General features: G+C 62.5%; 16 protein-coding genes and 1 pseudogene. 9 read left to right on the forward strand and 8 right to left on the reverse strand.

The window, feature by feature from the left end:
• Positions 1-141: 141 nt before the first annotated feature.
• Complete coding sequence (locus E0W60_RS33340; RefSeq protein WP_135707031.1) at positions 142-351, forward strand: hypothetical protein; 210 nt, start codon at positions 142-144, stop codon at positions 349-351.
• Between the two features lie 35 nt (positions 352-386).
• Here E0W60_RS33340 and E0W60_RS33345 read toward each other — a convergent pair whose 3' ends face one another.
• Positions 387-980 carry an HpcH/HpaI aldolase/citrate lyase family protein gene (locus E0W60_RS33345; protein ID WP_240746051.1) on the reverse strand — a complete coding sequence of 198 codons (594 nt, stop codon included), beginning with the start codon at positions 978-980 and terminating at the stop codon, positions 387-389.
• Between the two features lie 41 nt (positions 981-1,021).
• Positions 1,022-1,279, reverse strand: a pseudogene (locus tag E0W60_RS38145) (aldolase/citrate lyase family protein); the annotation flags it as partial.
• On the opposite strand from E0W60_RS38145, the gene E0W60_RS33350 reads away from it, so the two are divergent.
• Positions 1,256-1,909 (forward strand): helix-turn-helix domain-containing protein, encoded by a 654-nt coding sequence (locus E0W60_RS33350; protein ID WP_240746052.1) that lies wholly within the window; start codon positions 1,256-1,258, stop codon positions 1,907-1,909. The pseudogene E0W60_RS38145 and the gene E0W60_RS33350 sit on opposite strands and share 24 nt — an antisense overlap.
• On the opposite strand, the gene E0W60_RS33355 is transcribed toward E0W60_RS33350, so the two are convergent.
• Together E0W60_RS33355 and E0W60_RS33360 are read right to left on the reverse strand one after the other, a co-directional pair.
• Positions 1,873-2,367 (reverse strand): Lrp/AsnC family transcriptional regulator, encoded by a 495-nt coding sequence (locus tag E0W60_RS33355; RefSeq protein ID WP_116294987.1) that lies wholly within the window; start codon positions 2,365-2,367, stop codon positions 1,873-1,875. The two genes, E0W60_RS33350 and E0W60_RS33355, sit on opposite strands and share 37 nt — an antisense overlap.
• A gap of 203 nt (positions 2,368-2,570) precedes the next feature.
• Positions 2,571-3,491 carry a GNAT family N-acetyltransferase gene (locus E0W60_RS33360; RefSeq protein ID WP_240746053.1) on the reverse strand — a complete coding sequence of 307 codons (921 nt, stop codon included), beginning with the start codon at positions 3,489-3,491 and terminating at the stop codon, positions 2,571-2,573.
• Between the two features lie 497 nt (positions 3,492-3,988).
• Between E0W60_RS33360 and E0W60_RS33365 the strand changes: the two genes are divergently transcribed.
• From E0W60_RS33365 to gabT, 5 genes are all read left to right on the forward strand, one after another.
• Positions 3,989-4,945, forward strand: a complete 957-nt coding sequence (locus tag E0W60_RS33365; RefSeq protein ID WP_135707032.1) for an ABC transporter permease — start codon at positions 3,989-3,991, stop codon at positions 4,943-4,945.
• Between the two features lie 30 nt (positions 4,946-4,975).
• On the forward strand, positions 4,976-5,860 hold the full coding sequence (locus tag E0W60_RS33370) for an ABC transporter permease (RefSeq protein WP_135707033.1): 885 nt from the start codon (positions 4,976-4,978) through the stop codon (positions 5,858-5,860).
• Positions 5,860-7,512, forward strand: coding sequence for an ABC transporter ATP-binding protein (locus E0W60_RS33375; RefSeq protein WP_135707034.1), 1,653 nt, complete (start codon positions 5,860-5,862; stop codon positions 7,510-7,512). Before E0W60_RS33370 ends, E0W60_RS33375 begins: the two co-directional genes overlap by 1 nt.
• Positions 7,513-7,537: 25 nt before the next feature.
• A complete protein-coding gene (locus E0W60_RS33380) occupies positions 7,538-9,016 on the forward strand; it encodes an NAD-dependent succinate-semialdehyde dehydrogenase (protein WP_135707035.1) in 1,479 nt (492 codons plus the stop codon).
• Between the two features lie 345 nt (positions 9,017-9,361).
• Positions 9,362-10,654 (forward strand): 4-aminobutyrate--2-oxoglutarate transaminase, encoded by a 1,293-nt coding sequence (gene gabT, locus E0W60_RS33385; protein ID WP_135707036.1) that lies wholly within the window; start codon positions 9,362-9,364, stop codon positions 10,652-10,654.
• Between the two features lie 121 nt (positions 10,655-10,775).
• Here the strand turns inward: gabT and E0W60_RS33390 are convergent, their stop codons facing one another.
• Positions 10,776-12,395 carry an ABC transporter substrate-binding protein gene (locus E0W60_RS33390; protein WP_135707037.1) on the reverse strand — a complete coding sequence of 540 codons (1,620 nt, stop codon included), beginning with the start codon at positions 12,393-12,395 and terminating at the stop codon, positions 10,776-10,778.
• Positions 12,396-13,033: 638 nt separating this feature from the next.
• Here E0W60_RS33390 and E0W60_RS33395 point away from each other — a divergent pair.
• The gene (locus E0W60_RS33395) at positions 13,034-14,437 is read left to right on the forward strand and encodes an aspartate aminotransferase family protein (RefSeq protein WP_135707038.1); all 1,404 of its coding nucleotides are present in this window, start codon (positions 13,034-13,036) and stop codon (positions 14,435-14,437) included.
• A 258-nt stretch (positions 14,438-14,695) separates the two neighbouring features.
• On the opposite strand, the gene E0W60_RS33400 is transcribed toward E0W60_RS33395, so the two are convergent.
• On the reverse strand, positions 14,696-15,436 hold the full coding sequence (locus E0W60_RS33400) for a cupin domain-containing protein (protein WP_135707039.1): 741 nt from the start codon (positions 15,434-15,436) through the stop codon (positions 14,696-14,698).
• A gap of 548 nt (positions 15,437-15,984) precedes the next feature.
• Here E0W60_RS33400 and E0W60_RS33405 point away from each other — a divergent pair.
• A complete protein-coding gene (locus E0W60_RS33405) occupies positions 15,985-16,842 on the forward strand; it encodes a GNAT family N-acetyltransferase (protein WP_135707040.1) in 858 nt (285 codons plus the stop codon).
• Positions 16,843-16,950: 108 nt separating this feature from the next.
• On the opposite strand, the gene E0W60_RS33410 is transcribed toward E0W60_RS33405, so the two are convergent.
• Together E0W60_RS33410 and acs are read right to left on the reverse strand one after the other, a co-directional pair.
• Positions 16,951-17,247 carry a hypothetical protein gene (locus tag E0W60_RS33410; RefSeq protein WP_115706743.1) on the reverse strand — a complete coding sequence of 99 codons (297 nt, stop codon included), beginning with the start codon at positions 17,245-17,247 and terminating at the stop codon, positions 16,951-16,953.
• Between the two features lie 244 nt (positions 17,248-17,491).
• Complete coding sequence (gene acs, locus E0W60_RS33415) at positions 17,492-19,474, reverse strand: acetate--CoA ligase (RefSeq protein ID WP_135707041.1); 1,983 nt, start codon at positions 19,472-19,474, stop codon at positions 17,492-17,494.
• Positions 19,475-19,480 lie beyond the last annotated feature (6 nt).

Consider the following 19,480-nt stretch of genomic DNA (forward strand, 5'->3'; position numbering starts at 1 on the left):
TCATCCAGGTCGGGGGGCGTGCACGCGACTGGGAAAGCGATCCAGTACGTATTGAGTTTCATGGCAGTGGCGCGTCTATGTCTCGCTGAGGTAGCGAATGAGTGAACTTTTCGGTCACTGTCATTTCAACATAGAGTCGCCATGCGCTTGTCGCGAAACGCACGGCTGATCATCACGAAGCTGCTGTTTTATGACACGCCGCCAGCATGCCGTGCCGAGCGGGTGAATGGCGTGCAGGATGCGCATCTTCTGGCCGCCCGCTTCGAGTTAGTCAAGCCTCACCCTGTTCTGGGCGATGCCGGTCGATGCGCTTCCTCGTTCATCGGCTTGATGTCGACCACGCGATATTGATCGGTGAGAATGCCGGCAAGGCCGAGTCGCGGCAATCAGTCCGCCCCCTCCGCTCGACAAAGAATGCGATGGGCCAGGCGCAGATGCGGGCGGTCAATCATCGCATTGCCAAGCCTGGCAACGCCGGAGGCTCCGACTTTTGAAAATGCTTCGATGACGTGTCTCGCCCACTGTATTTCTTCCGCATGAGGCATGAAAGCTTCATTGATCGCGGCAATATGGGACGGATGGGCTGCCGCCTTGGCGGCAAAGCCATCGCGCCGGGCAAGGGCCACCTCGTGACCGATCTCGAAGTTGTGGGACAGGTTTGTACTGACCGCATCGATGGCATCTATACCGGCCTGCGCAGCGGCTAACAGACACATCGTTCGTGCCACCGAGAATGGCGAGGTAAGCTCCCGTCCCTGATGGGACGAGCGAATGCCCAGATCGGCCGCCAGATCCTCGACGCCCCACATCAAGGCGCGCAGACGCATCGGCGCATTCCGGTACGAAGACAGGCCAAACACACCTTCGGATGATTCCGTGGCCATGGCCACAATGCCCGTCTCCCATGCGCCATTGAGCAACACATGCTCGAGCGCGGCAAGAAAATCGCACAGGCGATGGACATCTTCGCCCCCCTGCACTTTGGAAGAACGATCGCATCGGGTTGATACGGCAACACTGCGGCCAGATCGTGAAGAATATGCCCGGATGCCAGCCCATTGACCCGCACCAGCACTTGTGCGTCTGTCGAAAGACGGTGCTCGGCAAGAAAGCCCGCCAGCTTCCGGCGGGCCTCGTCTTTCCCATGCTCCGGGACCGCATCTTCCAAATCAAACACCAGGCCATCGGCACCTGCCTTGAGTGAGGCGGCGAGTTTTCTATCGCTATCAGCAGGCACGAATAGCAAAGAACGCAAATGTTGCGGCATGATTTTGTGCATAGTGTCTGGCTTTCAATTCCTTTAGCGCTCCGGTACGGCGCCTTCTGTGCACGCTGGTCAGACACGCCGGTACCGCAGTTTCTGCGTTCCGAGCAGCACAGTTCGCAATTTGCTCTTGGCGGCGGCGTCAAAATCAGCGTCTTGCACGGCAATGGTGCTTTTATGCTGGATGGCATCATCCTGACCGTTGCCGCTTACCCGATGCACGCCCACGCCCCCTCATTGGACGAACACGCACATCCTCGTCTCGACGCTGCGCTCAAGTACATCCATCGTCACCTCGGCGAGCCGTTGCGGCTGCCATTTCTCGCGCAGCTATCCCGGTTAAGTGTCGGGCGCTTCGTCACCGTATTTCGGCTGACGGTAGGGGTGACCCCGCATCGCTACATTTACCTGAAGCGCATTCATCGCGCGCAGTGTTTGCTTGGGCAGGGCCACACTCCGGCATTGGCGGCGCATGAGTGCGGGTTCTATGATCAGAGCCATCTGACACGCTGCCTGAAAAGCCAATGCGGCATGACACCACGGCAGTTCCAAACGGCGATGAAGTCCGCATCTGCCGGTGTCGATCACTCTCCCTGTATCCCGGTGCATCAAGTTGCCAACGGAAACAACCGTTCAATCGGATAGTGAGTCTTGATGAATGGCGACTTGATGACGATAAAGCTGAAGTACTTTTCAATTCCGATATTGCGCTCCAGCAAACTTTCCATCAGCTCCTGGTAATGATTGACACCACGGGTGATGAACTTGAGCAAGTAGTCATAGCCTCCGCTGACAAGATGGCATTCGACGATCTCGTCGATCGCGTACACGGCCTTTTCAAAGCGCGCGAAATCTTCGCGATGGTGGTCCTCCAGGGTGACCTCGGTGAACACCGTAAGGATGTCGCCGAGTTTGTCCATGCGGATTTGCGCGCTGTATCCGCCGATATAGCCGGCCTGTTCCAGGCGCTTGACCCGTATCAGGCAGGGACTCGCAGACAGGCCAACTGCGTCGGCGAGATCCACGTTGGTCATGCGCCCGTTCTTTTGCAACTGGGCGAGAATGCGGAGGTCAAGCCGGTCAAGTTTGATGGGGGCGGACATGGTCTTTCAAGGCAGGGTGACTGAATCACATTGTCGTCATATGCGCCGGTCAGGGCAACCGGGGCGCGCCCGGGGAGAGTTGCGGGTCAAAATCCCCTATGCTCACACTCGCGGGTCGCCTGGCAAATTCCCTGTACGTCGCGCAGCCGTTGCTTGGCGCGCCGCGAGAATGTGCGCACCGCACTACTTCTTCGTTCGCCACACTACCCGATCGCCTTATCGGCGAGCGCAAATGAAAGGAATGGCCTGACAGGGGAATAAGGAGTGCCCCGGAAGAGAACGGCTGCATCTGCGACGCGGGACAGGCCAAGACCAGGAAGCCATTCCTCGAGTTCCCCATGGGCGTGTACGTCCAAGCGCAGCGTGCGCCCAGTGACCAGGCCCGCCAGGTGCGCAATCATTGCCTTGGCCGCCATCGGGCAAGGGGCGATGACAGGGCCGATTGTCGCGCCGCGGCCGAAGCGCCGCAGAATCGCAAAACCTTGTGGACCGTCGGGATGATCCAGTACCACGGTGCCGATGGAATGGCGCAGCCAGGCCTGGATTAGTTTTTCGCGGACAACGCCTCCTGCGCGCTCATCCATTTCGACCAGCAACTGCATGTCATTGCGTCCCCCTGGGCGCAGACGGGTGTCTTCAGGCAGGGGCATCAAGGGCGCCTGCAAAGCCTTGCCCTCGTACTGGTGAATTTCGCCAATCCGTTCGAACCCCATACTTCCATAGAAGCCGTGAATGATCCCGGCGGCGTGAAGCAGCACGGCGCGCCTGTCCAGACCCGCACACAGTGCTTCCAACAAGCTGCGCCCGATGCCCCGCTCACGGAATGCCGGGTTAACAATGACGAGGCCGACGGTAGCACCGCGCTCCCCCCAGAGCCAGCGCATGCCTACACCAACCACGGCGCCCTCGACCGCCGCCACTCGCCCCTCGCCCATCGCGAGCAGAGTCTTCCAGTCACTGGCACGATGCGGCCACCGCTCTGCTTCGGAAAGAGAAAGAGCGACAGGCAAGTCTGACAGGACCATCGGTCTGATCACGGGAAGGTGTTCGGTGGCATGCACTGGATGCTGGGCGGAGTTCATTGCGGTATGGTCGTCGCCGGACGAATTAGTAGCGTAGATCATGCGATGAACCGGCAGATCCGGATAGGAAAAAGTTGCTGCGTGAGCGCGCACCAATAATGCGCCAACAATAGGGTAATCCCGAAGAATGCTGCAGTGCACATGCCCATCCCAAGTGCACGTGGCATGCAATGCCAAACCGCGCGCATGAAACCGCAGCTTTGACTGCCATGACTCGGAATACCCCACAAAGCCTTTGGCCCTACATGCTTCAATGTCAGGGAGATGCAACGTAGCACGCGCGGCCGCTTTCGAGTCCCACCATGAAGCCTGCAGCGTAGAGGCCAGCCCCCCACGGCGGCCATGTCGGAAAAGACACCTTCGGAAACTTTTTAAGCAACCGGAACATATATTAGCGCCGTCTCCACCGAATCGAGACTCCTGGCACGAAGTGTCCACACGGGGCTTGGAAATCGGTGCACCGTACCGCTCTGATCCGGATGCACAGTCCGACGGGCGGTTCCAAGCGGCCCTGTTTATCAACCAAGAAAGGAGACACCGTGAACCTGTTCATCCTGCGCCTGCTGGCGCGGCGCGTCGGACTGGCGCTGATCTCATTATTGGCCGTCTCGGCCATCGTTTTCGCGATCACCGCGGTATTGCCCGGCGATGCCGCACAGGAGCAACTCGGCCAGGACGCCACGCCTGAAGCGTTGGCCGCGCTGCGCACACAGATGGGCCTTAACGTGCCAGCGCCGGTCCGCTACGCCCAATGGCTGGGCGGCATGCTTACGGGAAATGCAGGCGAGTCCCTCGTCACGCGCATGCCTGTTTCGGAAGCCATCGGCAGCCGTCTACCGAATTCGCTGCTGCTGGCAGGCCTGACCGCATTGATCTCCGTTCCGGTGGCACTGGGTCTTGGCATCCTGGCGGCGGTCTACCGTGGTACCTGGTTCGACCGCAGCGTCAGCCTCGGTGCTGTGGCAGTGGTGTCCGTGCCGGAATTCCTAGTTGCCACCCTGGCGGTCCTGCTATTTGCAGTACAGCTGCGCTGGCTGCCCGCTCTTGCCTATATCGGCAACAACGAACCATGGGACAAGGTGCTGCGTTCCCTGGCCATGCCGGTGCTGAGCCTCTGCTGTGTGATCGTTGCACAAATGCTGCGCATGACGCGGGCCGCGGTGATCGATCAGCTCAATGCGCCGTACATCGAAATGGTGCGGCTCAAAGGCGCATCCCCCACCCGCATGGTGCTGTTCCATGCGCTGCCGAACGCCATCGGCCCGATCGCCAATGCCGTCGCGCTGAGCCTCTCCTACCTGCTCGGCGGCGTCATCATCGTCGAAACCATTTTCAACTATCCGGGAATTGCGAAGCTGATGGTGGATAGTGTCGCCCAGCGCGACATGCCCGTCGTCCAGGTTTGCGCCATGATCTTCTGCGCGGCGTTCCTGACCCTCGTAACGCTTGCCGATGTATGCGGCATCGTCGCTAACCCGCGTCTGCGCCACCGCTGATGCCCTGAACGCATGCTGGAGCCGCTACTCATGTCCACCACATCCAATACGCAAGCAACCGCCGCAGCGAGCGCCGTCGGCAAAAGCTGCCGACGTTTGCGCCTGCCCTACATGGGCTTCACGGCCTGGATCGGCTGCCTGATTCTGCTTGGCTGGCTGCTTGCCGCCGTACTTGGCCCGATCCTGATCAACGCTGACGGCTCGCCCACTGGCGAAATCCAGATCTTCGGGCCCATCAGCGCGCAGCACTGGCTGGGCACCGATTACCTGGGGCGAGATATGCTGACCCGGGTGATTCTGGGTGCACGCTATACCGTATGCGTGGCACTGGTATCCACGCTGTGCGCAAGCGGCATCGGCATTACGCTGGCGTTGCTGGCAACAGTCAGCGGCCGCTGGATCGATGCCTGCATGAGCCGCGGCCTCGATACGCTCACGGCGATTCCAAGCAAGATGTTCGCACTGATCATGGTCGCGGCCTTCGGCTCGTCGGTCTGGATGCTTGCCATCACGGCAGCGATCATCTACATACCGGGCGCCTATCGCATTGCGCGTTCGCTGGCGGTAAACATCAATGCCATGGATTACGTGACCGTCGCCCGCACCCGCGGTGAAGGTACGGCCTACATCATGCGCCAGGAAATCCTGCCCAACATCATCGGCCCGATGCTGGCCGACCTGGGTCTGCGCTTCGTCTACGTCGTGCTGCTGCTCGCCAGCCTGAGCTTCCTTGGCCTGGGTATCCAGCCTCCCGATGCCGACTGGGGTTCGCTGGTACGCGAGAACATCGGCGCGCTGTCCGACGGCAGCATGGCCGTGGTGGCGCCGGCTCTGGCCATTGCCAGCCTGACCCTTGCGGTCAACCTCGTCATCGACAACCTGCCGGGTCGCTCGGCACGCAATGGAGTCAAGTAATGGGCACGTCTGTAAAGGTCAGCAACCTCCGCGTTACCGCCGGGCCCGCGACGCTGGTCGACCGCGTCGACTTTGAAATTGAGCCTGGCAAAGTGCTCGCCCTGATCGGCGAGTCCGGCTCCGGCAAGACCACCACCGCGCTGGCGCTGATGGGCTATGCACGCCACGGCTGCGAGATTTCCGGCGACATCCGGGTCGGGCACCATGACGTGCTTCGCCTGCCTGCGGGCGAACAACGCCGGTTGCGCGGGCGCGAGATCACGTACATTGCGCAAAGTGCGGCAGCGTCGTTCAACCCCTCCCGCACCATCATGGACCAGGTTGTCGAGCCAGCGTTGATCCATCGCCTCATGGATCGCGACGCTGCCGAAGAGAAAGCCGTGGCGCTGTTCCGGGAACTGGCACTGCCGGATCCGGAATCCATCGGTGAGCGTTATCCGCACCAGGTATCCGGCGGCCAGCTGCAGCGGCTTATGGCCGCGATGGCTCTGATCACCGATCCAGATCTTGTGATCCTCGACGAGCCGACCACTGCCCTGGACGTCACCACGCAGGTGGAAGTGCTGCGGGTATTCCGCCGCGCCGTGCAGGAACGCCGTACCACTGCGGTCTATGTCAGCCATGACCTGGCCGTGGTGGCCCAGGTCGCGGACCATATCCTGGTGCTGCGCGACGGCAAGATGCGCGAACTGGGCGAGACGGACCAGATCCTGTACCAGCCAGCGGACGACTACACCCGTTGCCTGCTCGCCGCCGCCAAGCCCGCCGAGCGCCCCGGGGCCACCGTCGATCCGGACAAGAGTCCCCTGCTGCTAGAGGTACGCGACCTGTCGGCCGGCTATGGTCCGCTCGACGCGCACGGCCAGCCCGCCTCGAAGATCCTGGAGGGCGTGGACCTGAAGCTGTACCGCGGCCAGGCAATCGGCGTCATCGGCGAGTCTGGTTCGGGCAAGACCACGCTCGCGCGTGCGATTGCAGGGCTGGTCGCCCCCTGCCGTGGCAGCATTGCGTTCAATGGCCATTCGTTGAAGCCGACCGTCGCGCAGCGCAGCCGCGAAGAGCTGCGGCGTATCCAGATCGTATTCCAGATGGCCGATACCGCGCTCAATCCGGCTCGCACGATCGAGGATATCCTCGCGCGACCGTTGCAGTTCTTCCACGGACTGCGCGGCGAAGCCCAACGCGCCCGCATTCGTCAACTGCTTGATCTGGTGCGCCTGCCGTCCGGCGTGGCCCAACGCCTGCCCGGCGGCCTGTCCGGCGGGCAAAAGCAGCGTGTGAACCTCGCGCGCGCCCTGGCGGCCGACCCGGAACTGATCCTTTGCGATGAGATTACCTCCGCACTGGACACCGTGGTCGGTGCGGCAATCCTTGACCTGATGGCGGAACTGCGCAAGGAACTTGGCGTCTCGTATCTGTTCATCAGCCATGACCTGCATACCGTGCGCGCCATCTGCGACGAGATCGTGGTGATGCAGGACGGCCGCAAGGTCACGCAGGTCGCACACGAGGACTACGAACGCGGACCGCATCATCCTTATTTCACGCTGCTCGCCCGCTCCGTGCCGGAGCTGCGCCGCGGCTGGATCGACGAAGTCAACCTGCATATCGAAGGCGCGCGCGCGGTACAAGGCGTACGCAGCGCCGCCTGATTCATTCTCACGGAGATCTCTTTTCATGCCTTTGTACCTGAACCAAGACCTGCTTCCCGGCCGCAACTTTGTCGGCGGCGAATGGTGCAGTGCGGCCGATGACCGCACCGTGTCCGTGGTGGACCCCGCCACGGAAGAAGCCTTCGCGACCGCGCCGGATAGCGGCGCTGCCGACGCGCTCCGCGCCGTCGACGCCGCCCACGCCGCATTCCCCGCATGGCGCAAGACCCCGGCCAAACAGCGCGCGCAGATCATCAAGCGCTGGAACGATCTCGTGGTCAGCCACCAGGAAGACCTTGGCCGGCTGATCTCCAGCGAGCAAGGCAAGCCGCTGGCGGAAGCCAAAGGCGAGGTTCTGTACGCGGCCAGCTATATCGAATGGTTCGCGGAAGAAGCCACGCGAGCGGATGGCGACGTGATCGCCGCGCCGGTACAGGGCCGCCGCATGCTGGCGCTGCGCGAGCCGGTTGGCGTCGTCGCCGCGATCACGCCATGGAATTTCCCTGCCGCAATGATCGCACGCAAGATTGCCCCCGCGCTGGCTGCCGGCTGCACTGTGGTATGCAAGCCGGCGGAAGATACCCCGCTGACCTCCCTCGCACTGGTAAAGCTTGCCCAGCAGGCCGGCGTGCCGCCGGGCGTATTGAACATCGTCACGGCCTCGCGCGAGCGGGCTGCCGAAGTCGTCGATGTGTGGCTGGATGATGCACGCGTGCGCAAGATTACCTTTACCGGCTCGACGCCCGTCGGCAAACACCTGGCACGCCGCTCCGCCGATACGCTGAAGAAGCTGTCGCTGGAGCTTGGCGGCAACGCTCCGTTCATTGTGTTCGACGATGCGGATCTGGACGCGGCCGTCGACGGGCTGATGGCCGCAAAGTTCCGCAACGGCGGACAGACCTGCGTGTCTCCGAACCGGATCTATGTCCAGGACAAGGTCCACGATGCCTTTGTCGACAAACTTGCCGCGCGCGTCGGTGCGCTGGTCGTTGGTCCCGCGACCGACCCGGCGGCGCAGATCGGCCCGATGATCAACGCGCGCGCGGTGGACAAGATCGAACGCCATGTGCAGGACGCGCTGAGCCGTGGGGCCCGCGTGGTGGTCGGCGGCCAGCGCATTCGCAACGCGCAGTGCACCGGTCCGAATTACTACGCGCCGACCGTGCTGGTGAATGCGGATGCGTCCATGCAATGCTCTTGCGAGGAAACCTTTGGCCCCGTAGCGCCCGTGACCCGCTTCCATACCGAAGCCGATGTGGTTGAGGCGGCCAATGCCACGCCGTTCGGCCTCGCCGCGTATTTTTACTCAACTGACGTTCGAAGGATCTGGCGCCTGGCTGATGCACTGGAGACGGGCATTGTTGGCGTCAACGAAGGCGCACTGGCCGCGGAAGCGGCCCCCTTCGGCGGCGTCAAGGATTCCGGATACGGGCGCGAAGGCTCGCGGCACGGCCTCGACGAGTATATGCACATCAAGTACGTGTGCCAGGGCCAGCTGGACTGAGCGGCTGAGTCAGGCGAAGGCTTTTCTCGTCAGCATGCGGAGCGGCCGGCCTTGCCGGCCGCTCCGCATTTCAACGTCGGCGACGGACGCGATCATCCGGCCAACGAAGGAACTGCTGTTCCCCTCCTTACAACAGGATTCGCTACCAATACAGGGAGCGAAATCCGTCAAAGCGCCTCCGGCATCCTCCCTATACTCGTCTTCACGATTAGCGTCAGCCAGCGTGAACGACAAGACTGCACGGCGGCCAGGACCGCCCCGTGCAGAAACGCTTGCCGGCTCCAGTTCCTTCACAACTCACCGCGACCCCGGCTTCGCGGAACCTGAAAAAAGAGGTGTAGTGCAATGACCCAGTCCAACCAGGACCTTATCGCGCTCCGTACGCAACATGTGCCTCACGGCATCGTCACCGCCCATCCGGTTTTCGCGGACCGGGCCGAAGGCTCTTACATCTGGGATGTGGAAGGCCGCCGTTATATCGACTTTGTGGGTGGCATTGGCGTGCAGAACATCGGCCACAACCACCCCAAGATTGTCGAGGCGGTGCGCAAGCAATTGGGTCGCGTTACCCATGCGGCGTTCCAGGTGGTTGGCTATGACGGTTATGTCGAGCTGGCCGCGCGGCTGAACAAACTCGTCGGCGGCGCGGCGCACTACAAGACCCTATTCGCGACAACAGGCGCGGAGGCCGTCGAGAACGCGATCAAGATCGCACGCGCCTACCGCAATGTGCCGGGGGTCATCGCGTTCCGTGGCGGGTTCCATGGACGAACCTTGCTCGGCACCACCCTCACAGGCATCAGCGCTCCTTACAAGCAGAACTTCGGGCCCCTCGCCGGCGAGGTTTACCACACGCCGTACCCGGATGCGTTCCGCGGCTTTTCCAGCGCAGACGCGATTCGCGCCCTTGAAGACCTGTTCGCGACGCAGATCGCGCCCGACCGCGTTGCCGCCATTATTCTAGAGCCCGTGCAAGGCGACGGAGGCTTCATCCCTGCCGGAAGCGAGTTCCTGCGCGCGCTGCGCACACTGACGGAAAAGCATGGCATCGTGCTGATCCTGGATGAGATCCAGGCCGGCTTCGGCCGCACCGGCAAGACGTTCGGCTACCAGCATGCGGGCATCCAGCCGGACCTGGTCACCGTCGCGAAAAGCCTGGCCGGTGGCTTGCCGCTGTCCGGCGTGGTCGGGCGCGCCGAGATCATGGACGCGCCGGCAGGGGGAGGCCTGGGTGGGACCTATGGTGGCAACCCGCTCGCTTGCGCCGCCGCGCTGGCCGTGCTCGACGTATTTGAGGAGGAACAGCTTCTCTCCAAGGCACACGGACTAGGCGAGACACTGCGTGCAGGGCTCGATCAGCTCGCCCGGGAGTTCCCCGCCATCGGCACCGTGCGCGGTCTGGGCCCCATGCTGGCATTGGAGTTCGTCAAGAACGGCGACCCGTTCCAGCCTGACGCGGCCTTCGCGCAAGCGGTTATCGACCGCTGCCGCGAAGGGGGCTTGCTCGTGATCAAATGCGGCGTGCATCGAAATACCGTACGCCTGCTGGCACCGCTGAACACCAGCCTGGAAACCGCTCAGGAGGCCATGGAGATCCTGCGCGCGGCCATTGCGCTGGCCACTAACGCTGAGCAATAACCAGGACACCGGCGCCGCGAACGGCGCCCGGCACACAGCAATTTCGCTGGGCGCGCATGAAAGCCCCGCGGCTCCCTACAGCGTAGGGAGCCTTTGCCTCATCTGCCGCTACAGAAGCCAGTCAGGCATCGAGCCACACATGCTCGGCAAACGAGTAGCCCATCAGACCTCCCAACGGGATGGGCGACAGGCCCTTGAGCTTGGTCGTATGGGCGTCGATGCTTGCCAGGAACAGCGGGATGCCGATGCCCGCATCCTCGTGAATCATCGCCTGCATGTCGGCATACATCTGACTGCGCTTGCCGTTATCGGTTTCGGCCCGCGCGGCCAGCAGCAACTGGTCGAACTTTGGATTCTTCCAGCGGGACTCGTTCCATGGCGCGTCGGACTTGAAGAACTGAGTGAGAATGGTGTCGGCGCTGGGCCGTGGGTTCACGTTGCCGAACCCTACGGGGCTATTGAGCCAGTGATTGGACCAATACCCGTCTGCCGGCATGCGCTTGACTTCGAGCTCCAGACCCGCACGCTGCGCTGCCTGTTGCAACACCAGCGCCATCTCGACCGAATACAGGGCAGCCGGCGATGTCACCACTGGCACTTTGCCGGTCACGCCCGACTTGCGCAGATGAAACTTCGCCTTCTCGGGATCGAACGGCCGCTGCGGCAGATCCTTGAAATAGAAGCGGTTGGTGGGGTCGATGGGCTGGTCGTTGGCAACCACCGCATTGCCAAGCGCGATCGCTTGCTTCATCTGCTGGCGGTCCAGCAAGTACTTCATGCCCAGGATAAAGTCAGGGTTCGTGCCGGGGCCCACATCTTTGCGCATGATCAGGTCGGAGTACTGGCCCGATTGCGTCGTGAGGACGGCATAGCCGGGAGTCCCTTTGATCCTCGCCACGGCGCGTGGGTTTATCATCGCGACCAGGTCCATGCCGCCGGACAGCAGTGCGTTGACGCGCGCACTCTCGTCGCCGATACCGACAAACTCGATCTCGTCGAGGTAAGGCTTCCCGGGCTTCCAGTACGCGTCGTTGCGCACCACCAGTGTGCGCACGCCGGGCTTGAACTCCTTGATCTTGTAAGGCCCGGTGCCAATGCCGGCGTTGAAGTCGGTGGTGCCGTCCTTGACGATGTGGAAATGGAACGTACCCAGAATGACCGGCAGATCGGCATTGGGGCTGTTCAGCACCACCGTGACCTCGTTCGGGCCGGTGGCCTTCACGCTTTCGATCTGCTCGGCCAGCACCTTGGCCTTGGAGGCTGTGGCCGGATCCTTGTGGCGCATGATCGAGTACACCACGTCGGCCGGCGAGAGCGCCTTGCCGTCGTGGAAGGTCACGCCCTTGCGCAGCGTAAAGACCCAGGTCTTGGCGTCCGTGGTGTTGAACGTCTCCGCCAGCGCCGCCCGCGGCGTCAGGCTTCGGTCCAGCGAAGTCAGTCCGTTGTACACCATGTTGCAGCGCACGTAGTCGTTCTGGTTCGACTGCTTGGCCGGATCGAGGGTATCGGAAGCGGCAGCCGTGGCTGCCGCCACGCGGATGCGCCCGCCTCGCCTGGGCGTCTGCGCATGCGCGCCGACCGCCGCACCGGCCAGGCCGCCGGCCAGCGTGGCCTGCATGCCCCCCGCCAGCAGCATCTTCAGGACATCGCGCCGGGTGGCGCCGCCTTTGAGCGCTTCCATCATGCGAAGGCTTTCGCTGGGGCCGATAAAGTTTTCCAACTGGTTACGGCTATCGCTCATCGTCTGCTCCTTTGGTGCCGGGGCACGAGGACTGTGCCCCAGGCGGAATGCTGTTGACCCTCGGGCTTGGCCCGCAATTTCTCTATTCTTCGAAACCGACGACTGCCAGGATCGACTTCAGGTGCTTCATGCTAGTCAACCCGCACCAGCATTTGTTTCCGTTGGGGGCTGCGCGACCGCATCCAATTGCAAAGCTGGCACCTCCGGCAGACGAATCTTTCAAACTACGGATAAACCCCAGCCTGTTTCAGCAGCCTGGCATCAGGTCACTTGGCATCATCCGCCGTGTGATGCGCTCATTCCAGTCCTTCCTGCGCTGCCTTGCCCTTCCCGCACGGCGAGTCGGCCGCCTCCCTGCCCCTACCGCCAATGGAAGCCGGCCCCCGCTGTCCCGATGCAGCCGGCGCCACTCCGTCTCCCGCTGTGGCGCAGCCGCCAGAACAGCCAGTCAATACGGGACAGCGTCGTTCAGGCGCTTGACGGACCCCGCGCCAAACAATCTGCTGTCTCGCCCCGCATAACGGCAGCGTTCATCGTGGCGCCCCCACAATGCGGCACCATACCGCGCGCCACCGCCGCTAAGCTTGTTCCAAACCAGCCGGCAGCGCTACGCACGAATGGATGCGAAGGAAACCGCGATGACCCTGATCAATGACCTGCCCCAACTCGCTTCGCTTGACGCCGCGGACCGTGCGCATCTGATCCATCCCGTCTCGCCGTGGCGCCTCCACGAGCAGCGCGGCCCTACCGTACTGGCTTCCGGCCGCGGCGCGTGGTTGACGGATGCCAACGGCAATAAAGTCCTCGACGCGTTCGCCGGCCTTTGGTGCGTCAATATCGGCTATGGACAGGAAAGCGTGGTGCAGGCCGCCGCCGAGCAGATGCGCCGCCTGCCCTATGCGACCGGTTACTTTCACTTCAGCAGCGAGCCTGCCATCCGCCTCGCCGAGAAGCTTGTGCAGCTCACGCCCGGCTCATTGAACCACGTCTATCTCACCCTGGGTGGCTCCGAAGCGGTTGATACGGCCGTGCGCTTCATTACGCAATACTTCAATGCCACCGGGCGGCCAACGAAGAAGCATTTCATCGCGCTGGAGCGCGGCTATCACGGCTCTTCTTCCACCGGTGCCGGACTGACCGCCCTGCCTGCCTTCCACCGCGGCTTCGACCTGCCCCTGCCAACGCAGCACTACATTCCCTCTCCCGATCCCTATCGCGCCAGCGACCCCGACGATGCCAAGGGAATCATCGACGCCTCGGTAGCAGCGTTGCGCAACAAGGTCGCGGAGCTCGGCGCGGACAATGTGGCCGCCTTCTTCTGTGAACCCGTGCAGGGCTCGGGTGGAGTGATTGTGCCGCCCAGGGGCTGGCTCAAGGCCATGCGTGACGCGGCGCGCGAGCTGGACATTCTTTTTGTCGTCGACGAAGTCATTACGGGCTTCGGGCGCACCGGCCCCATGTTCGCCTGCGAGGCTGAAGAGGTTGTCCCCGACATCATGACACTCGCAAAGGGCCTCACCGCCGGCTACGTGCCCATGGGCGCGACGATGATATCCGAGCAACTGTATGCCGGCATTGCCGACGGCGCTCCCGATGGGTCGCCAGTTGGCCATGGCGCGACATACTCCGCTCATCCGGTCAGCGCCGCGGTGGCCCTGGAGGTGCTGCGCCTGTATGAGGAAGGCGGCATCCTGGCCAATGGTCAGCGGGGCGCAGTGCCGTTTGCCGCGGGCCTGGATGCGTTGCGCAGCCATCCGCTGGTGGGTGACTCGCGCCATCGCGGACTGCTCGGCGCGTTGGAGCTCGTAAGCGACAAGGACAGCAAGCGCGGCTTCGACCCTTCGCTGCGCCTGGCCGAGCGGATCGCGGCGACAGCCTACCGCAACGGCATTGTGTTCCGGGCCTTCGCCGACAATATCCTGGGCTTTGCCCCCGCACTGACATATACCGAGGCCGAGTTCGAGCTGCTGTTCGCACGCGTGAAGAAGACGCTGGATGACGTGCTTGCAGCAGCTGACGTGCGCGCCGCGCTTGCAAGCTGATTGCGAACCGGCAACGTCGACAAATCGATTTCCCTAGCCCCTTGCTTTCCGCACGACTGTTTGCCAGAGCCATCGTTTCCGATCTGTCGCTGAGACGCTCTTTCGACGTGCGACAGCGCCCCCAGCCCCCAGCGCTGTGCCGCAAAGCATTGCTTAGCGCCGCTTTTAGAAAAAAGGCCCACAGGCATGGCAGCCTGTGGGCAAACGCCTCACAGTGAAGCAGGGACCGCTGAAGAAAAACGGACTGGAAATCGATTGCTAGGACGGACGGAAGATGGCATAAACCTTTGCTACATGCTCCCGGCTTTCCCAACTGCATTGCGCATGCTGTTCGACCAGGAAAATATCGCCTTCGGAAAATGTGCCGCTGCGGCCAGTCTCGTCCTGGAACGTCACACTGCCGTCCAACAGGTGCATCAGTTCGTAATGGATATACGGCATTGCACGGCGGTGGTAAGGCGTCGAATCCCAGGTGCCGCAGACAAATTGCCCGTCCTCGGAGCGATAATCGGTATGGTTGCGGCAAACCGGCGTCGGCGTAAGCAGAAACTCGGCCGGTGGCGTGCCGGATTGTTGCAGTTCCGGCACCTGCGCGATTGGCACCAGTGCGCGCGAGCCAATGACGCTGTGGTTGTAGCGCATGAAAATAATGGTGACAGGCGCTTCGGCACGCCACGCAAACCCCGCATCGCGCAGTATGACGGCACTGTTGCCGGAACCGAGGACGACCGTTTGGCCCATCTGCGTCAACGTCAGGCTGCCATCGCTGACGATAATGAACTCGTCCGCCTGCAGGTCAGCAACGGCTCCCGCACCAGCATCGAGCGCGATCTTCCCTACCGTGACGGGCCCCGGCGGCAAGTCGAGAAGCCGGCGGCTGGACAGGAATGCATCTTCGCCATCCCGCGCGGTGACCGGGATGCCCCGGGTATGGTCCCGCGCAAACTCGCGCAGATCGACAAAAGTCGCCGGGGTGGCGCGCTGCTGCAAACTCGACATGACTTGTTCCCGCGATCAATGAGATTGCGCTGCATAGCCTGTCCGCGCAGGGTCTCGGAATGAAGAAATTGGTGGACAGGCACGGTCAGAGCACCATGAAAGCGGCGTCGCTCGTTCCTGCAACCCGAGTAGGATTAGACCACTACCGGATTTCCGGCGTATCGTGTTTGGGTAGGGCTTAAGGAAAGAATCTATGGCATTCGCCACGCACGGCGGCATATGTTGCTGCAAGCCTCGCATGCGCCCATTATGGGGACGCCGACCGCGCGGTACTCGCTGATGCACCCGCCGACGGTAAGCCAACGGTACGCCCATGGGCTTAGCAATTCATGCGGTCTGCCTCCGGCTTAACCGCATAAGACCCTCGTTACGCCACGGCAGCCAGATGATCGTGCGGAATCTCTGCCAGGCCGCAAAGCGGCCCCAAAGCTATGGCAAGATTACCTGAGTCGCCAGACCCGCCCGACGCGACAATGCCAGGCAATGCTGCCAATGGCGCCCGTAGCAAGTCACGGCGGCCGGTTCAATGTGCCAGAAAGGAAGACATCATGCCAAGCCAAGCTACCGTTGTTCCAGTAACTTATCGCGCGATGAGCGAGAAGGACCTGCCTGCAGCCTATGAGCTGTCGCAGACTATGCGCTGGCCACATCGCCTCGAGGACTGGAGCTTTGTCCTCGGCCTTGGCACTGGCTTCGTCGCCGAAGAAGCCGGTGCGGTGATCGGCACCGGCCTGTGCTGGAAACAAGGACAGCAGGCGTCGCTCGGGATGATTATCGTGTCCCCGGCGCACCAGGGTAAAGGCATCGGCAAAGCGTTGATGAAACTGGTGCTGGAAGCCCTGGGGGAACGTTGCACACTGCTGAACGCAACGCCTGCCGGCCAGCCCCTGTACGAGCAGCTCGGCTTTATCGCGACCGGCACGATCCACCAGCACCAGGGAACGTTGAATGCCCTCGTTCACGCCCCGTCCTTTCCAGGCGAAGCACTGCGCCAGTACGTCCCCGGCGATACCGAGGCCATCATTGCGCTGGGAAACCGCGCCACTGGCATGTCTCGCGACGAGGTCCTCAGGGCATTGCTCGCCGCTGGCGAGACAGTCGTGCTTGAGCGCCATGGCAAGGTCGCCGGATTCTCCATCATGCGCCGCTTCGGACGCGGCCATGCGATCGGGCCGGTGGTAGCGTCTGACACGGATCACGCGAAAGCCCTGATCGCCTATTGGTGCGGAGCCTACGCCGGCTCCTTCGTGCGCATTGACGTCACCGGCACGAGCGGCCTGCAAGGTTGGCTAGCGGAGGCAGGACTACTTCAGGTTGACACGGTGGTGGCCATGGCACGCCACGATGTACCGCAGACGGATAGCACGCTGCAGCAGTTTGCGATCATTAGCCAGGCGCTCTGCTAAGTCAGCGCACCAGCAGCTATCCGGAGATTTACAGGCGATCTCTCATATAGCGACCGCCGGCTTGCGCGGCGGTCGCTGTTGAATCTTGCCGCGCCAGTCCATGCGCGCTTATGCGGCCTCGGCATTGAACTCGGACACGAACGCCGGCGCTGCTTCCATGCGATAGCGTTCATCCTGGCTGACGTAGTACATCGCGGACCGGCCCCGGCGCGCAAACGTTACACAACAGGCATGCTCGAAGCGCCCGAAGCGCGTGACGCCGATCCCGGGCGGATCCCTCCACTCCCATACACGCTGTTCCTCAATGCAGTCCAACACCCGATGCTGCGTCCGGGGATGCATGGATGAACTGAGCATCATGCTGATATAGCCGAACTCGCCCAGCGACGGATAGCGTTGCTGCATTGCCGCCCATCGTCTTTTCGGGGACATTGGGGGAACATTGCCGCCCCCCGTATCCCGCCCGAGATTCCCTCCTTTCTCCGCGTTCATTTGCCTTCCGATATTTGTTGCAGGTTCCTGCCGGTTTTCAACCATGCGGGCTCGATACCGTTTCCGGTACGTCACGCATGGGATCCGCGGGCCATCGTGCGGCGGCCGGCCGCCTCTTGAAGCAGGGATACGTCGCGTGCCGGCCGGTTACGCTGACTTACTGTGCTTGCCTGAGTTGAACCAGGATCGAGGGATCCTCCAGGGTGGAGAGGTCCTGCGTGATCTGCTCCCCTTTCGCGATTCCTCGCAGCAGACGGCGCATGACCTTGCCGGAGCGGGTCTTGGGCAGGTTGTCGGCGAAGCGGATCTCCTTTGGCTTGGCGATCGGGCTGATCTCGCGCGCAACCCACTCGCGCAACACCTTCGCGAACTGCGCTGCTTCCTCCCCCTGCGGGCGTGCGCCCTTCAGGACCACGAACGCGCAGACCGCTTCGCCGGTGGTGTCATCCGGCTTGCCCACCACCGCGGCCTCGGCCACGTCGCAGTGGGCCGCCAGCACCGACTCGATTTCCATGGTGCCCATGCGATGGCCGGATACATTCAGCACATCATCGATGCGACCGGTAATCGTGAAATAGCCGGTCTTGTCATGGCGCACCGCCCCGTCGCCGGCCAGATACAGCTTTCCTCCCAGCTCTGCCGGGAAGTAGCTTTTCCAGAACCGGTCAGCGTCACCCCAGATCGTCCGGATCATGGATGGCCAGGGCCGCTTGATGACCAGAATTCCGCCTTGCCCGTGCGGCAGTTCGTTGCCGGTCTCATCCACCACCGCGGCCATGATCCCTGGCAACGGCAACGTGCATGAGCCGGGTTGCAATGGCATTGCGCCCGGCATCGGGCTGATCATATGTCCACCCGTTTCCGTTTGCCAGAAGGTGTCCACGATCGGACAGTTCCCGTTGCCGACGTTCTGGTGGTACCACCGCCAGGTGTCCGGATCGATGGGCTCGCCCACCGAGCCGAGCAGGCGCAGACTGGACAGGTCGTATCGCCCCGGGTGTACTGCCGGGTCCTTGCCGCTGGCCTTGATCAGGGAACGGATTGCCGTCGGTGCCGTATAGAAGATCGTTGCCTGATGCTTGCGCACCATGTCCCAGAAGCGGCCGGCGTTGGGATAGGTTGGTACCCCTTCGAACACGATCTGGGTTGCTCCTGCGGCGAGAGGGCCGTAGGCGATGTAAGTATGGCCGGTCACCCACCCGATGTCCGCCGTACACCAGAATATGTCGTGAGGCTTGATGTCGAAGGTCCACTTCATCGTCAACGCCGCCCACAACAGGTAGCCACCGGATGCATGCTGCACTCCCTTGGGCTTCCCGGTGGAGCCAGAGGTATACAAGATGAACAGCGGATGCTCGGCCCCGACCCACTCCGGCTCGCAGGCTGCGGGCTGGGCGGCCATCACCGCATCCAGCCATAGGTCGCGTCCCGCAACCAGCGGAATGCTGGCACCAGTACGCCGGTGAACGACAACGTGCCTCACCGTTTCGCAACCGCCCGGCGCGAGCGCTTCATCGGCAATGGACTTCAGCGGCAGGGACTTGCCGCCTCGTACCTGCTCGTCGGCGGTGATCACGGCCACCGCGCCGGCATCGATGATCCGCTCGCGCAGCGACTTCGCGGAGAATCCAGCGAAGACGACGGAATGCACCGCTCCGATGCGCGCGCACGCCTGCATCGCGGCAATGCCCTCGATGGACATTGGCATGTAAATGACGACCCGGTCGCCTTTGGCGACCCCCATGGCACGCAAGCCGTTGGCCAGCTGGCAGACCTTCGCATGCAGCTGCGCATACGTGATCCGCGTGACCAGTCCATCGTCGGCCTCAAACACGATCGCCGTCTTGTCCGCGTTGCCCAGCTGCAGGTTGCAGTCCAGGCAGTTGTACGAAACGTTGAGCTGCCCGTCCTCGAACCAGCGATAGAACGGCGCATGATCCTCGTTCAGCGTCCTGGTGAACGGCTTGTGCCAGCTGATGCAATCGCGTGCGTGCCGAGCCCAGAAGCCTTCGTAGTCTGCCTCTGCGGCCGCGCAGTGGGCCTGATAGGCCGCCATGCCCGCAATGTTCGCTTGATCCACGAACTGGGCGGGCGGATTGATGAGCTCGATTTCCTGTTGCAGCGGTGCAATATCAGACATTGGCAA

Source organism: Cupriavidus oxalaticus, assembly GCF_004768545.1.
Classification (GTDB): Bacteria; Pseudomonadota; Gammaproteobacteria; order Burkholderiales; family Burkholderiaceae; genus Cupriavidus; species Cupriavidus oxalaticus_A.

Excerpts from the sequence above, each read along its gene's own strand:
- E0W60_RS33390 (WP_135707037.1), bottom strand. The coding sequence starts at position 12,395 with ATGAGCGATAGCCGTAACCAGTTGGAAAACTTTATCGGCCCCAGCGAA.
- E0W60_RS33355 (WP_116294987.1), bottom strand. The coding sequence starts at position 2,367 with ATGTCCGCCCCCATCAAACTTGACCGGCTTGACCTCCGCATTCTCGCC.
- E0W60_RS33400 (WP_135707039.1), bottom strand. The coding sequence starts at position 15,436 with ATGTCGAGTTTGCAGCAGCGCGCCACCCCGGCGACTTTTGTCGATCTG.
- E0W60_RS33375 (WP_135707034.1), top strand. The coding sequence starts at position 5,860 with ATGGGCACGTCTGTAAAGGTCAGCAACCTCCGCGTTACCGCCGGGCCC.
- acs (WP_135707041.1), bottom strand. The coding sequence starts at position 19,474 with ATGTCTGATATTGCACCGCTGCAACAGGAAATCGAGCTCATCAATCCG.
- E0W60_RS33370 (WP_135707033.1), top strand. The coding sequence starts at position 4,976 with ATGTCCACCACATCCAATACGCAAGCAACCGCCGCAGCGAGCGCCGTC.
- E0W60_RS33410 (WP_115706743.1), bottom strand. The coding sequence starts at position 17,247 with ATGCAGCAACGCTATCCGTCGCTGGGCGAGTTCGGCTATATCAGCATG.
- E0W60_RS33340 (WP_135707031.1), top strand. The coding sequence starts at position 142 with ATGCGCTTGTCGCGAAACGCACGGCTGATCATCACGAAGCTGCTGTTT.
- E0W60_RS33350 (WP_240746052.1), top strand. The coding sequence starts at position 1,256 with ATGTTGCGGCATGATTTTGTGCATAGTGTCTGGCTTTCAATTCCTTTA.
- E0W60_RS33380 (WP_135707035.1), top strand. The coding sequence starts at position 7,538 with ATGCCTTTGTACCTGAACCAAGACCTGCTTCCCGGCCGCAACTTTGTC.
- gabT (WP_135707036.1), top strand. The coding sequence starts at position 9,362 with ATGACCCAGTCCAACCAGGACCTTATCGCGCTCCGTACGCAACATGTG.
- E0W60_RS33405 (WP_135707040.1), top strand. The coding sequence starts at position 15,985 with ATGCCAAGCCAAGCTACCGTTGTTCCAGTAACTTATCGCGCGATGAGC.
- E0W60_RS33360 (WP_240746053.1), bottom strand. The coding sequence starts at position 3,491 with ATGATCTACGCTACTAATTCGTCCGGCGACGACCATACCGCAATGAAC.
- E0W60_RS33395 (WP_135707038.1), top strand. The coding sequence starts at position 13,034 with ATGACCCTGATCAATGACCTGCCCCAACTCGCTTCGCTTGACGCCGCG.